Raw genomic sequence first — 14278 nt, forward strand, 5'->3', positions numbered from 1 at the left:
TCGTTGAAAAATGCCTAATTTTAATCCAAATTTCAAATCTAAAACAAAATGCAATTCTCCGGACAAATTCTGAAAATGATTTCTCAAAACGGGCAACCGATCCAATATTATCTTAACCTGAATGATGATCTTATTAATATGAATCAGCTTTTTGGGAAAGAACTCCACATCAAACATATCGGTTACGAATGTGTGAATTGTGGCAGCGATGAGAAGATCTACAGAATGGGGTTCTGTAAAAAGTGTTTTTTTGAAAGTCCTTATGCAAGCGATACGATCATCCGACCGGAACTGTCAACCGCCCATCTTGGCGTTGGCGAGAGAGATTTGGATATAGAAAAAGCGATCCAGCTGGTTCCGCATATTGTTTATCTGGCCTACACCGGCGATGTGAAAGTAGGTGTTACTAGGGAAACTCAGATCCCGACAAGGTGGATCGATCAGGGTGCAACTTTTGCATTGCCGATTGCCGTAACGGATAACCGCTATGAAGCCGGAATGATAGAGGTGGAATTGAAAAAACACGTTGCAGACAAAACCAATCCCAAAAAAATGCTCACAGATGATTATGAGGATTCTTTGGATCTGATTGACTTCCGAAATAAAATCGCAGAATATTTTCCAAATGATTTTAAGAAATTTGCTGTAAGTGATGACAATATCATCAAACTCGATTTTCCTTATGAAAAACCTGAGAAGATCAATGTTTTCACGCTGGACAAAAAGCCGGAATTCAGCGGTGTGTTAAAAGGAATCAAAGGACAATATCTTTCTTTTGAGGGCGATGATTTTATCAACGTACGTGGACACGAAGGTTATGTGGTAGAATTGACGATATAAACTTGGAACGGTTTTTAGTAATCAATTAGTTAGAAATAATTAGATGAAAAAAACTTTAAAAGTTACGGGAATTGTTGTTGGAAGTATTTTGCTTCTTATCTTGATCTTGAATATAGGATTCAGTCTTTGGCTCAAGTATCAGCTTCCGGATTATATCAAAAATAAAACACCTTATCAAATCACTTACAAGACATTGAATGTCGAGATTCTCAGCGGAAGCATTTCAGCAGATGATATTGTAATTAAGTCAAAAAATCCTGCGGATAAAAAGGTTATTGCGATTGATGGATTTTTAAAGGGTTTGAATGTCAGCAGATTAGGCATTATTGATTTGATTAAGAACAAGCAGATTAACACCAATTCTATTAGGCTTACAAATCCAAATCTCAAAATAATTTTAGCCAATCCTAAAGTTGAGGATTCCGTAAAAGAGAAAACACCTTTTCTCATCAGAAATATTGATATTACGAAAGGAAATATAGAAGTTTTAAAACCGGATAATTCCAAAGTCTTCGCCGCAAAAGATCTGAATCTCAAAGTTAAAAATCTTAGCCTGAATGATAATCCGGACGAATTGCCTTTTGCACTAGACAGTTACAAAATCACAGCAAAAGATTTTTTTGCCAGAATCAGTAATGTTTATACGATCAACTCTTCTGATGTAAAAACAAATAATGGGCAATTGGAAATCAATGATTTTGAACTAAAGTCGATTCTTGACTTCAAAGATTGGGAGAAGAGTTTTACAAAGCAAAAAAGTCTCTTCAATATCAAAAGCAAAAAGGTTTCTTTTGACAATTTGGTTTTTGACAAGACAAAACTTAATTTAAAAAATGCTCAATTTGTTAATCCCGAATTTGTCATTCAAAACAGGGATCAGAATGTCATTAAATCAAAAAATCCGAAAAAGAAAGGCATTGATCTTAATTTTGGAAATGTTGACATTAAAAATGGAAAGCTATCGATATTGAATTCGAGTGGAGCAAATTCTCTGTCAATTGCAAAATTTGATGCGAACGTCAAAGACTTTTTGATGGATGAAGAAACCTCTAAGAACAAACTACCCTTCAAATTCAGTGATTACAAGATCACGGGAAATAGATTTTTCTATGACTCCGGGAAATATTATAATCTGAGTTTGTCAAGCTTCAATATAGCTTCACAAGCTATTGATTTGGTGAATTTTAAAATGATTCCAAAAATGTCACGAGCCGAGTTTGTAAGAACAATTCCGATGGAAGATGATCAGTTCAATATCTCTGCAAACAGGATTCAACTCTCAGGTGTTGACTGGACTTTCGAAAAGGAACTTGATCTTCACTTGAAATCAGCAAAATTGGAAAACGTTGATGCCAACATCTTCCGAAGCAAAATCCCAAAAGATAATCCGAAGCAGAAATTACTCTATTCCAAATTATTAAGAAACATAAAATTTCCTTTAATTGTTGATAATCTTGATCTTGTGAACTCAAAATTGGTGTACGAAGAAGATAAACCGGATACCAACGGACCGGGAAAAGTGGTCTTCACAAACTTTAATATGAATGTCAGAAACCTTAATTCCAATAAGAAAAAAGGCGCAGATACGAAAGTTCCTATAAGGATCAATTGTCATTTTATGGATGCTTCACCAATGTTGGTAAACTGGAATTTTGATACCGCAGATATGAGGGATAATTTTACAATAAATGGCTATATTAATAATCTGCCAGCGGTTGATATCACACCATTCATCAAACCTTATATGAATATCACGGCAACAGGCACAATTACGAGTCTCAATTATAATTTCAAAGGAAATAATGATATTATGAACGGACAGTTCAAGATCACTCACAAGGATCTGAAAGTGAGTTTGCTGGATAAAGATACCAAGGAAAAAAAGAAATTCTTATCAGGCGTTGCCAATCTTCTGGTTAAAAAAGATTCTCAGAAATTCCCGGAATCTGTAGATATTTATGTAGAAAGAAATAAACAACGGTCATTCTTTAATTTCTACTGGAAAGGAATAGAAGACGGACTCAAGAAAACGTTGTTGATTATCAAGATTTAATATAAAAAAACCTTCTCATTTCTTGGAAGGTTTTTTTATATGTAGAGATAAAATTTAAAAATCATATTCTTCTTTTTGTTCATCTTCTTCAATTTTTTTCAGAAACTCATCAAATTCAGGTCCTTCATAATTGCTGTCTGCACCATAAGAATCAATGATCATTGCTTTGTTGCCATACACATCCTGAAGAAGATATAAAGCCACGTTATCTGCCGGGTCACTCGCACCTTCAAATCTGTAAGTCCGGATGATCTTTAGGTCTTCAGGTTTATAAACAATACCTTCATCTCGCAAAACGAATTGTTTGTCCTCGTTCATCAGAATTTCTTTCGTAATTCCTTTTTGTCTTAGCTTTTCCATGACTTGTGAAAGGGTAAGCATGGGTTTAGGATTATTCATAATAGTATTTTTTGGATTTGTAATTTTATATAAACAAATCATACACCAAAAAATAAAAAGACTTTACAATTGTAAAGTCTTAAAAAAATAAAAGTTATGAAAAATTAAATTATCCTTCTCTGCAAAGATCGAGATAAATTACTTGTTAGCCTTGTAACGCTTGTCTGGCGTTCCGTCCTTTTCAGGGTTTTTGCGGCTTTGTATCGTTTGTCCGGTGTTCCGTCTTTTTTCATTTTTACCTCAGGAGTATTTGCCACTTTTGCGGCCTTAGCTTCTACTGATGTTTTTGCGGTTTTCGCTTTAACGTCTGTTTTCGCAGCTTTTGCCGTTGCGGCCGGTGTAGCTTGCGCAGTAGCCAATCCTACTCCAAAAGTAAGCAGCAATGTTGTTAATAAATTTTTCATTTCAGATTAATATTTTGGTTTTTGTTGAAGCAAATTTATAGTAAATAACAATTGAAAATGAGAAATTTAAAACTTTAACCAGAAATTATAAGAACTTAAAATCTGCTTAAAAATTGAAACGGTAGGCAAGACTGATATTCAGCAGTGTGGCTTTGGAATAATACTTCTCAATATCCGGATTTTGATTGCCGATCTTAGCATTGTAGAAATTGAGTTTTCCACCTAATACGATCTCCTGAACACCTTCTGCGTCCAAAACATAGATTGCCTTTCCTCCGAAATTAATCCCGCCGTTACCTTCCGAGAATTTCCCGGAATTATCCAAAAAAGAACTTTTCATCCGGTAGGTGCTGTAACCTAAGACCTCTTCCACAAACAAATCTTCCGTGATTTTGTCTTTATGAAAAACATACCAGTCAAAATTATTCATAGACGGTGCACCAAGATATCCGAATAATTCGGGCTTTTTTATGTTGGCAAGAAAGTAAGTATATTCAACACCCAATCCGAAATTTTTGTAAAGATTTGTATTAAGTCCAATACCAAAACCGTAAAAATAATCCAAAGCATCGTGAAGGAAATTGTCTCCCAAAGCTGTCATTACTTTAAAATGAGGATCTACGGAAAACTTAACATTCTCTGTCCAGTCCTGTTTTCTCCGCTGGGCAGAAACCGAGATGGAAAAAATGACAATAAAAAACAATATAGATTTCTTTATCATTTCAAAGTAATGTCGTTAAAGATAATATAGGTCACACCGTCCGGAATCTCGATGCTGAGAGAATCCGCGGAGATCTTGCAGCCCGTAGTTTCTGTAGAAAAGGATTTAATTTTAAAATTTTTCAACTGCAGTTTATAAATGCCTTTTTCATAAGGTCCTGCCAAAACAAAACTTCCACTTTCTTTTGGGTAAGTTTCTGCGATAGTCTTTTTGTTATTGACAAGATGAACCGGGTCCTGCAAAAACTTCGCATCCGGAAAAGTGAATTTTCCTTCCACATAAGCCCGAAATATCTGTGCGTCATCTTCTTTACATTGTGTGAAAAGAATTGACAGCAGGCAGAAAAGAAATAATATTTTGAAAGAAAATTTCAATTTGGCACTTGTTTTAATGAATGTAAAATTAAAACTAATTTTTTTGAAAAATAGTATATCTGCGTTAATGAAAACAATTAATGACTTATAAAATTAAAAAATCACTTCCGGAGAAGTGATTTAGGTAAAAATGATTTATTTTTTGTTATGGTTTCCAGAAACTCCATTTGCTGCCATTATATACAGCTAGTAGCTTTGTTGAACCTTTTACGTAAACCATCATTCCCGGTGAAGGGCTTGGTATATTCTGTACATCCGTTACTGTAGGTAAAACCATTGCTTTGCTAGTAGATTCTAAAACTAAAACACCATCTGCGGGACTGGTGTCTGCACCAATGATACTTTTTCCGGTTTCTGTGATTCCTGTTGGCTGGCTTGTTAAAGCTGTGGTTACATTACCATCCTGCCCACTCAGATCCTGCCAGGCTGTACCATTATAAAATTTCATTCGGGCTGCAGTTGCAGTTGTAGCATCTAAAATTATGGTTCCCGGAGTAGGGCTTGTGGGAAGAGTTCTCACATAAGGTACAATGATTCCTTTGTTTTGACCTGCTGCAAACTCTAATAATACTGATGTTTTATTACTTGCCGTGCCTACAGCATCACCAATGATGACCTGTGCATTTGCTAATGATATGCTTATTAACAGTACTGCTAATATTAATTTTTTCATTTTTTTGTGTCTTTTTTAATTATTAAATATGGAGCGTTTTAAATTCAATTAATTATAAAACGCCCCAATTTTAGAAGTATTAAGGGCAAGCTGCGGTATTAAAGCAACTCCAGCCACCTGTGGTTCCATCTGAATTTATTTTTAAACATTTCATATCAGTATCATAAACCATCATGCCTTCTTGAGGAGAGGCTATCCCGGTAATTTGTGCCGTCGTCATACGCGTAATTACAAAGCCTTTGGAATTAGATTCCAGTACTGTAAGGGCAGATTTTCTAACTATCGGCCAATTGCCATTGTCTGCACCAGCTCTTTGTAGAAGGGTAATCCCGTGATTACTATCTATACCAGTTCCGGTTGCCGGATCTTTGTAACAAAAAGTAGGACATAATAAAGGATTAGTTGGTCCGTTTACTATTCCGTCATAAGCATTACTAGGATTAGTAGAAAGTGTAATACCATTGATAATACCACCTGCAGCTAAAGTGGGACACGGATCTGTCCCGAAAGGTGGATCTAAAAGGAATCGGACTCCCGTACCTGCAGGACAGCTGCCGTTCACTGTAAATTTCACTAAATTAATGGCAACTCCTGCGGTTACGGACAAGGAAGTAAGAATAGGTGTAGCCAAATTACATTGAACCACTTGATACCCACAAATACCAGTACCTATTGTAGCAACAGTCCAAGAACCTGTACCGGCATCAGTAGCTGTAAAAGATACGCCATCTGGTATCAGAACATAAAAAGTAGTACCTGTAAAAACACCGCTAGTGCCGGTTTTGGTAGGCAGCCACTGGGCATAAAAACTGGAAGTCACAGGTCCTGTTGTAGAAGGCCCCATTTCCAGCTGATATTTCGCCGTCCAGGCTTGTGCATTTAGGTTTAAACTTACAATGAATAGCAATGTAAACAATGCAAGTTTTGTATATAGTTTCATATTATTTTATTTATTAGTATTATAATTTAAGGTAGATTAGTTAAGAATAGTGAATAGCCTATTGCTTTAAAAATATTACCAGCAGAGTTTTCAAGTATATTTTTGTTAATAATTAACAAATCATTCCCAGCATTACTATATCGTACAAAACCATTCATATTCGCATCTGCATTATCATAAGCTTTGTATGAGTAGCCTAAAGCATGGAAAGTATTTCCAGGGTTATTTAAAATAGCCTCAGAGATTACTTTTGAATCATTGTCTGACCCTCCGCTGCTACCAGAAAGTAATATTAAACCATCTTGATTCAGATCACCTGCCCAAAGTGCATTTGCACCACCTACAGTAAAAGCAGGATTTTCTTTAGCACCTGATTTTTTATAAAGCGCCAAGGTGGTTAGATCCGCTTGTGTTGAGGCTGAGTTAAATACAACAGGCGTCGCAGTCATAGCACCCAGGTGGTTTCTATGTCTTACGGCTACGTAGTAAGAAGCGTTTGCATCAGTCTTAAACTTCAGACATGAGGTTCCGTCTACATCTACAATATCTCCGTCTCTTTGTAATAAACCGGCTCTGGTATCTATAATAACTGTAGGGTCTGTAGCACTTCTTAATTCTACAAGTACCCAATCTACAATAGAGTTATTTCCTAAATCTGCTAAAACAGTTGTTGGTGTAGCAATAGTCTCTGTTCCTGCATAATTGAAAGGTGCTGCAGTATAAGGTTGTGTGCTGGGAATTAAATTATTTACTCTCAAATCATCACGCATTATAAGTGAAGCATTATAAGAATCGTCAGTTAGATTAATCAACGGACCTTGTAACAATGCTTTAGATGATAAACAGATTTTTGGAACAGAACAATCTTTTATGGTTACTGGGAAGTCTATTTTACAAACCACAGCGTCCTGATAAGAGATTATCGCATTTCCTACGCTAACTCCTTGCACTAATCCTGTAGAACTAACTGTAGCAACAGCCGGATTGGAAGAAGTCCAAGTAACTCCTGTTGCGCTAGGATCTGAATTTGTAAGTTGTGAGCTTGCACCTTTACAAAATGAGTTTACACCCGTAACTGTTTTTAAACTGGAATAGGAGATAACAATTCTACCATTTTGGTTTACGTTACCTGCTGTTGATCCACGATCTGGATCTGAGCTGTTTCCAGGTTTAGCCCCATCACTTCCCGCATATCCATTTTCTCCTGCAATAGTGCTAGGTGAGATCAGCCCTGGATAGGCGTAGAAAGAAGAACCGCCGCCACCGCCGCCATTATAATTACTACCTTGACCAGAACCGCCGCCGCCACCGTAGTAGCCGCCGCCGCCGCCGCCACCGCCTTCGTTAGAACCTATACTCCAACAGAACCAACCAGTACATTGAGGGTTGGCATTTCCTCCACGACCACCTTGAAAAGGACCGCCTGCTAAGCCGTTACTGTCACCTCCGGTAGCACCTGCACCACCTGCAGATTGTGTTCCGCCTTTGCCTACAAAAGGAGTGCCGCCGCCGCCAATAAGGCCACCACCACCACCACCACCGGGATACTGGCCACCTCCTTGATCTGCTCCCTGGGAAGCACCACCACCGCCACCGGCGATAATAACAGGAGTGCTGGTTGTACTACTCATAAATACACCCGAAAGGCCACCGCCACTGCTTCCGTAGTTTCCATTATACCCGGTAACCATTGCGCCGGCGCCGCCGCCGCCGCCATATGTAGCTCCTCCGGCGTAGCCACCCGCTTGTCCTACTCTTAAATATATCACCTGGCCGGGTGTGACATTCATTTTAGCGGTGGTATAGCCACCAGCTCCACCGCCACCTGTAGCTCCTGTATAACCATAATTGATTCCGCCGCCGCCTGCGCCCATGCCTTCATAGTGATGGAGGTAATACCGGCAGGAACTGTAAATGTATAGGCTCCAACATTTGGAAATATTTGTTTACACTCACCCTCTACCGTGGTGGTGTCGGAAGCACAATCTTTTATGGTTACCAGATAAGAGATGCTGCAGATCACATTATCCGAATAAGTAATAGTAGTAGTTCCCGCTGCAAGGCCTTTTACAAGGCCAGTGGCTGTTACCGAGGCCACTCCGGGATTGGAAGATGTCCAGCTAGCGCCAGGATTGGTAACGCCTACAATTGAAAATTGAGAGCTAGAGCCTATGCATAATTCGTTTACACCTGTCATGGTGGCTTTATAATCATATTCGATCACAATTCTACCATTTTGATTAACCCCGCCTGCTAGTCCTCCACGATCCGGATCATAACCATTACCAGGTACGGCATTATCGACATTGCCAAAGGAATCCCCTCCTGCGAGAGTTCCCGGGGAAATCAGTCCTGGATACCCATAGTATGAGGAACCGCCGCCACCGCCGCCGTTGTAATTTGAACCTTGGGAAGCGCCGCCACCGCCACCGTAATAACCGCCGCCGCCGCCGCCGCCGCCTTCGTTAGAGCCTGGAGCAGGATTAGATTGATAGACAGCGTTTCCTCCGCTGCCACCATTGAGGTATGAGCCTGCCTGGCCAGGACCGTCTCCCGGACCTGCACCTGCACCACCGGCAGTTTGTGTTCCGCCGCCACCTACATAGACAGATGCGCCGCCTCCGCCTATAAGGCCTCCTCCTCCTCCGGTAGCAGGATATGGATTTGATGCGCTTGGTCCTCCCTGGTCTGCTCCCTGGGAAGCACCACCACCACCACCTGCGATAACGATTGGCGTGCTTCCTGTAAATACACCAGAATAGCCGCCACCGCTGCTTCCGTTCGTTCCTCGGCCATAACCAAGAAGCGCTTTGCCGCCGGCACCGCCACCGTTATATGTTGGAGTAGTAGAGTTAATGGCACCTCCTTGGCCTACACTTACGGTGAATGTCTGACCGGGTGTAACATTCATAACAGCGGTAGTATAACCGCCAGCACCGCCGCCGGCGCTATAATCATAATAACCGCCATCTTTACCGCCGCCGCCAGCACCCCAAACTTTAAAGCGTATTGAGGTTACACCGGCAGGAACTGTAAATGTTTGATTACCTCCTGTATAATCAAATGCTTTCTTACACGTTGGATTTGGGAGTTGCTGAGCCGTCATTTGTTGTGGGACGAAGCCCGATAATAGTCCGGTAAGCAGGACTACAGCAGTGCGAAGACGGCTCGTAAATTTACTGCCGATATAGGACCGTAAACTTAAATTTTTTTCTAATTGTTTTTTTATCATTTGTGAATTTTTTTTAATAAGGTAATCTTTCAATACTAGCCGATCAAAGGCCTGGATTGTGATTGTTTGCAAAGATTTATAATTGTTTACACCACGTAGCCAAGAGAATATATACTGTAATCTTTAAAAGCTGACCATATACTGTTTAATGCAAAATCATTTAAATTAATAGATGTTATAAATCTATTATTGCATTATAAAAGTGAAAATGGTTGAAGTGAAAAATTTTACATTTCTTGATTGCAGATGAGATAAAAAGGCCTAGTTTATTATAGCCTATTGGCTATTATAACCAATAAGAATAGGACTCTTTATGATGCCAAGTTGAAATTAAATTTATAGTAGTAAACCGAAGGTGTTACTATAAAATTCACTTGTACAACTAGGCAAAGAAGACAGGAGGAGGTCTTATAGATTCTGTAAATTTGTAAACTGTTGGTAGATTATTTTTTAGGAATAGTGTATTGTAATTATATTCCTGAAAGGCAAAAGAATATACATGAGAATTGGAATTCCTAATAATATACTGTTTTTTTGAATCCTTGCTTCCTCCTAATCCTGCAATAACTTTACTTTCTAAAAGAACAAATTGATGTTTTGAATTTTTAGAGTATATGTAATTTATTTTTTTTGCAATAGGAGCATCTGCTTTACGCTTTTTTACTAAGGTTTCTTTCTTGGCAATTCTAGCTTCAGTTTTATGTTTTTTTTCTTTATTTGAAGCACTTATATAAGCTACTTCTACTGAAGACTGATTGTCAAAGCCATATAATTTAGTGCCTTCAGTAATATAAATTTTGGTTTTATTTTGAGATACGTTTTCTTGCAGATCTGTTTCAGGTATATTAGAATTGACCCCTTCATTATCATAATCTTGTGCATATCCGTTGAAAATAAAAGACAGGAAGAATAAAAGACAATATACACTCCTGTTACAAAAACAGGAACTGCTTATATTCTTAACCTTACTTTTATTAAAGAAAACGTATATCATAGAAACTTTAAAAATTAAAAATAGGTCTGCTAAAACCAGATGGCAAAAATATATCATAATATGCTAGTTACAAGGGGAATAGTTGTAGATATATATCTACAAAACATGATTAATTGGCTGGTTTTTATATTGATTTTTAAATCTATAACAAACATATTATAGAGGGCCAAGCTTGTCATTGTGAAATTTAAAATTTGTATTTTTGCAACGAATTACGATTCCGGGAACATCCTCGGAATCGTTTTCCTGTTTACATATATTTCATAATGGAATTAAAAAAAATCAATGAAAATCTGCTTCCTGACCTTCTTAAGAAAGAATTCGGAAATGAGATATTTTCGCAATTAGATAGCAATCAGCATATTTCTGTGAAAGGAAGTGCTGGTTCGACCGTTTCTATTTTCACTGCAGAATTGTTTTTGACTCAAAAGAAAAATATTCTTTTCATCGTGGATGACAAGGAGGATGCGCTTTATGTGAACTCAGAAATGGAAGACCTGATCGGGAAAGAAAACGTGCTATATTTTCCGGCGACGCATTTGGAACCTTACCAGGTTGAGAAAACCCAGAATGCGAATTTGGTTTTGAGAACCGAAGTGATCAATAAACTGAATTCCGGAAAATCTCCGAAAGTGATTGTGGCTTACGTTGGCGCATTATCAGAAAAAGTTCTGAAGAAAGAAGATTTCAAAGCGATCTCTCATCAGATTACAGTTGGCGATCAACTGGATTTTGATTTTGTGGATGAGCTGCTGAATCATTACCAGTTCAATCAAACAGATTTTGTTTCCGAGCCGGGAGAATTCTCTGTCCGTGGCGGAATTGTAGATGTTTTTTCTTTTTCTAACGAGAAACCTTATCGAATCACATTTTTTGGAAACGAGGTAGAAAGCATTAAAACTTTTGATATAGAATCTCAACTTTCCTTAGATAAAATCCAGGAATTCCAGTTGGTTTCCAATATGAATTTTTCGGTTTCGGGAAATAAGGTTTCGTTCTTCGAATTACTTTCTGACAATACTATCGTCACTTCAAAAAATTTGTTTCTTGGTGTGAAGAAAGTCAAGAATTTCTACGAAAAATCATTGGAACAATTTGAGACTCTCAGCAAAGATATCAAACATAGAACGCCGCAGGAACTTTTCATCTCCGAAAATGAATTTCAGAATAAACTGATCAAATTCAAAACCATCGATTTCAGTTCTCAAGTATTTGACCTTCCGAAGGTTAAAACTTTGGAACTCAACCAAACACAACAACCAAGTTTCCATAAGAATTTTGAATTGTTGATTGAGGATTTAGAAGAAAAACAAATTCTGGGTTTCGACACGTGGATTTCTTTCTCATCCGAAAAACAGAGGGAAAGATTACAATCGATCTTTGAAGAGTTGGAACATCAGATTCCTTTTAAAAGTTTCAAATCCGAGCTTCATCAGGGTTTTGTGGATCTTGATCATAAAATTCTGGTTTATACGGATCATCAGATTTTTGACCGTTATCAGCGTTACAAATCCAAAGATACGTTTGCGAAATCCGAACAGCTGACATTAAAGGACTTGATGTCTTTGAAAATCGGCGATTACATTGCGCACATCGATCACGGGATTGGAAAATTTATGGGCTTGGTGAAGGTCAATAATGATGGGAAAATTCAGGAATGTTTCAAACTGGTTTATAAAAATGGAGATTTGCTTTATGTAAGTATTCATTCCCTTCATAAAATTTCAAAATACAACGGACCAGACGGAAAGGAAATCGTCCTCAGCAAGCTTGGTTCGCCAGCCTGGAAGTCGCTGAAACAGAAGACAAAAGCGAAAGTCAAACAGATTGCATTTGACTTAATAAAACTTTACGCTCAAAGAAAAACGGCGAAAGGATTCCAATATTCACCGGATTCTTACCTTCAAAATGAGTTGGAAGCGAGTTTCCTCTACGAAGACACGCCCGATCAGGAAAAAGCGACTTTCGATGTGAAACGCGATATGGAAGACGAAGGCGTGATGGATCGTCTGATCTGTGGCGATGTAGGTTTCGGGAAAACGGAAATTGCGATTCGTGCGGCCTTCAAAGCAGCGACTGACAGCAAACAAGTTGCGATTCTGGTTCCGACAACAATTCTTGCTTTTCAGCATTACAGAAGTTTCAAAGAACGATTGAAGGATTTTCCGGTCAATATTTCTTATTTGAACAGATTCAGAACGGCAAAACAAAAATCCGAAACGATTGCTGGCCTTAAAGATGGAAAAATCGATATTGTCATTGGAACACATCAATTGGCTTCGGAGAAAGTGAAATTCAAAAATTTGGGTTTATTGATCATTGATGAAGAACATAAATTTGGCGTTTCGGTAAAAGATAAACTGAAGACGATGAAAACCAATGTCGATACGCTGACATTGACGGCTACACCTATTCCACGGACTTTACAGTTTTCGTTGATGGCTGCACGAGATCTTTCGGTGATCAAAACGCCACCGCCAAATCGTCAGCCTGTGGATACGAGTATCATTGGCTTCAGCGAAGAAATTATCCGTGATGCGGTTTCTTATGAACTTCAGCGTGACGGGCAGGTTTATTTTATTAACAACAGAATTGAAAACCTAAAAGATATTGCCGGATTGATCCAAAGATTAGTTCCTGATGCAAAAGTCGTTATCGGTCACGGGCAGATGGAAGGCAAACAATTGGAGCAAAATGTCCTCGATTTTATGAATGGCAAATACGACGTGCTGGTCGCTACAACCATCATCGAAAGTGGAGTAGATGTCCCGAATGCGAATACGATTTTCATTAATGACGCTCACCGATTTGGAATGGCAGATGTTCACCAGATGCGTGGAAGAGTAGGGCGGAGTAACAGAAAAGCGTTCTGTTATCTGATCACGCCACCGTTTGATATGATGACTTCCGATGCAAGAAAACGTCTGGAAGCGATTGAACAATTTTCGGATCTGGGAAGTGGATTCCAGATTGCGATGAAGGATTTGGAAATCCGTGGCGCAGGCGATTTGCTTGGTGCGGAACAAAGTGGTTTCATTAATGAAATGGGATTTGAGACCTATCAGAAAATGATGCAGGAAGCTTTGGAAGAATTGAAGGATGATGAAGACTTTGAAGATCTCTTTGAAAATGAGGAAGACCGTCAGAAATTATTCAAATCGACGAAAGAAGTTAACATCGATACAGATTTGGAACTAATGCTGCCTGATCATTACGTAAGCTCGACGGAGGAAAGATTGTCATTATATCAGAAATTGGCTGAAATTAATAATGCCATAGACCTTACAGCTTTTGAAAATGAACTGAAAGACAGATTTGGAGAATTACCGGATGAAGCCATTAATTTGTTGAAATCTGTGGAATTGAAATGGCTGGCTGCAGAAATTGGATTTGATAAACTGGTTGTGAAGAACAAAGTTTTCCTTGGGTATTTTCCTGCGAATCCTCAGGATAAATTTTATCAAAGTGACAAATTCAAAAAAATAATTGCTTACCTCACACAAAATCCGAAGGAAGCCACGTTAAAAGAAAAAAACAACCAGCTGATGATGCGGAAAGATCACGTGAAAAATGTGGATGAGGTGAATCTGGTTTTGAACAGGATTTTGAATCATTAATGAACCGTTCTATATTCAATAAAAAGAAATT

At 38.4% G+C, this 14278-nt stretch carries 12 protein-coding genes; 3 read left to right on the forward strand and 9 right to left on the reverse strand.

The window, feature by feature from the left end; all coding sequences use genetic code 11:
- The first annotated feature begins 48 nt into the window (after nt 1-48).
- Together ACFJGY_RS02385 and ACFJGY_RS02390 are read left to right on the forward strand one after the other, a co-directional pair.
- Nucleotides 49-840 (forward strand): DUF2797 domain-containing protein, encoded by a 792-nt coding sequence (locus tag ACFJGY_RS02385; RefSeq protein ID WP_379967756.1) that lies wholly within the window; start codon nt 49-51, stop codon nt 838-840.
- A 43-nt stretch (nt 841-883) separates the two neighbouring features.
- A complete protein-coding gene (locus ACFJGY_RS02390; RefSeq protein WP_379967758.1) occupies nt 884-2893 on the forward strand; it encodes a hypothetical protein in 2010 nt (669 codons plus the stop codon).
- A gap of 54 nt (nt 2894-2947) precedes the next feature.
- Here ACFJGY_RS02390 and ACFJGY_RS02395 read toward each other — a convergent pair whose 3' ends face one another.
- From ACFJGY_RS02395 to ACFJGY_RS02435, 9 genes are all read right to left on the reverse strand, one after another.
- The gene (locus ACFJGY_RS02395) at nt 2948-3292 is read right to left on the reverse strand and encodes a hypothetical protein (RefSeq protein ID WP_379967760.1); all 345 of its coding nucleotides are present in this window, start codon (nt 3290-3292) and stop codon (nt 2948-2950) included.
- A gap of 104 nt (nt 3293-3396) precedes the next feature.
- Nucleotides 3397-3696 (reverse strand): hypothetical protein, encoded by a 300-nt coding sequence (locus ACFJGY_RS02400; protein ID WP_379967762.1) that lies wholly within the window; start codon nt 3694-3696, stop codon nt 3397-3399.
- Nucleotides 3697-3802: 106 nt separating this feature from the next.
- A complete protein-coding gene (locus ACFJGY_RS02405; protein ID WP_379967764.1) occupies nt 3803-4417 on the reverse strand; it encodes a hypothetical protein in 615 nt (204 codons plus the stop codon).
- Entirely contained in the window at nt 4414-4791 is a 378-nt protein-coding gene (locus tag ACFJGY_RS02410) for a hypothetical protein (RefSeq protein ID WP_379967766.1), read from the reverse strand. The genes ACFJGY_RS02405 and ACFJGY_RS02410 overlap by 4 nt, the downstream gene beginning before the upstream one ends.
- A gap of 145 nt (nt 4792-4936) precedes the next feature.
- Complete coding sequence (locus ACFJGY_RS02415; RefSeq protein ID WP_379967768.1) at nt 4937-5464, reverse strand: hypothetical protein; 528 nt, start codon at nt 5462-5464, stop codon at nt 4937-4939.
- 79 nt (nt 5465-5543) lie between these two features.
- On the reverse strand, nt 5544-6380 hold the full coding sequence (locus tag ACFJGY_RS02420; protein ID WP_379967770.1) for a hypothetical protein: 837 nt from the start codon (nt 6378-6380) through the stop codon (nt 5544-5546).
- Between the two features lie 50 nt (nt 6381-6430).
- Nucleotides 6431-8278 (reverse strand): Ig-like domain-containing protein, encoded by a 1848-nt coding sequence (locus ACFJGY_RS02425; protein WP_379967772.1) that lies wholly within the window; start codon nt 8276-8278, stop codon nt 6431-6433.
- Nucleotides 8191-9636, reverse strand: a complete 1446-nt coding sequence (locus ACFJGY_RS02430) for an Ig-like domain-containing protein (RefSeq protein WP_379967774.1) — start codon at nt 9634-9636, stop codon at nt 8191-8193. Before ACFJGY_RS02430 ends, ACFJGY_RS02425 begins: the two co-directional genes overlap by 88 nt.
- A 382-nt stretch (nt 9637-10018) precedes the next feature.
- Nucleotides 10019-10630, reverse strand: coding sequence for a hypothetical protein (locus ACFJGY_RS02435; protein WP_379967776.1), 612 nt, complete (start codon nt 10628-10630; stop codon nt 10019-10021).
- Between the two features lie 266 nt (nt 10631-10896).
- On the opposite strand from ACFJGY_RS02435, the gene mfd reads away from it, so the two are divergent.
- Nucleotides 10897-14247, forward strand: a complete 3351-nt coding sequence (gene mfd, locus ACFJGY_RS02440; RefSeq protein ID WP_379967778.1) for a transcription-repair coupling factor — start codon at nt 10897-10899, stop codon at nt 14245-14247.
- Nucleotides 14248-14278 lie beyond the last annotated feature (31 nt).

It is taken from the genome of Epilithonimonas sp. UC225_85 (genome assembly GCF_042695135.1).
In the GTDB taxonomy this organism is placed as follows: domain Bacteria; phylum Bacteroidota; class Bacteroidia; order Flavobacteriales; family Weeksellaceae; genus Epilithonimonas.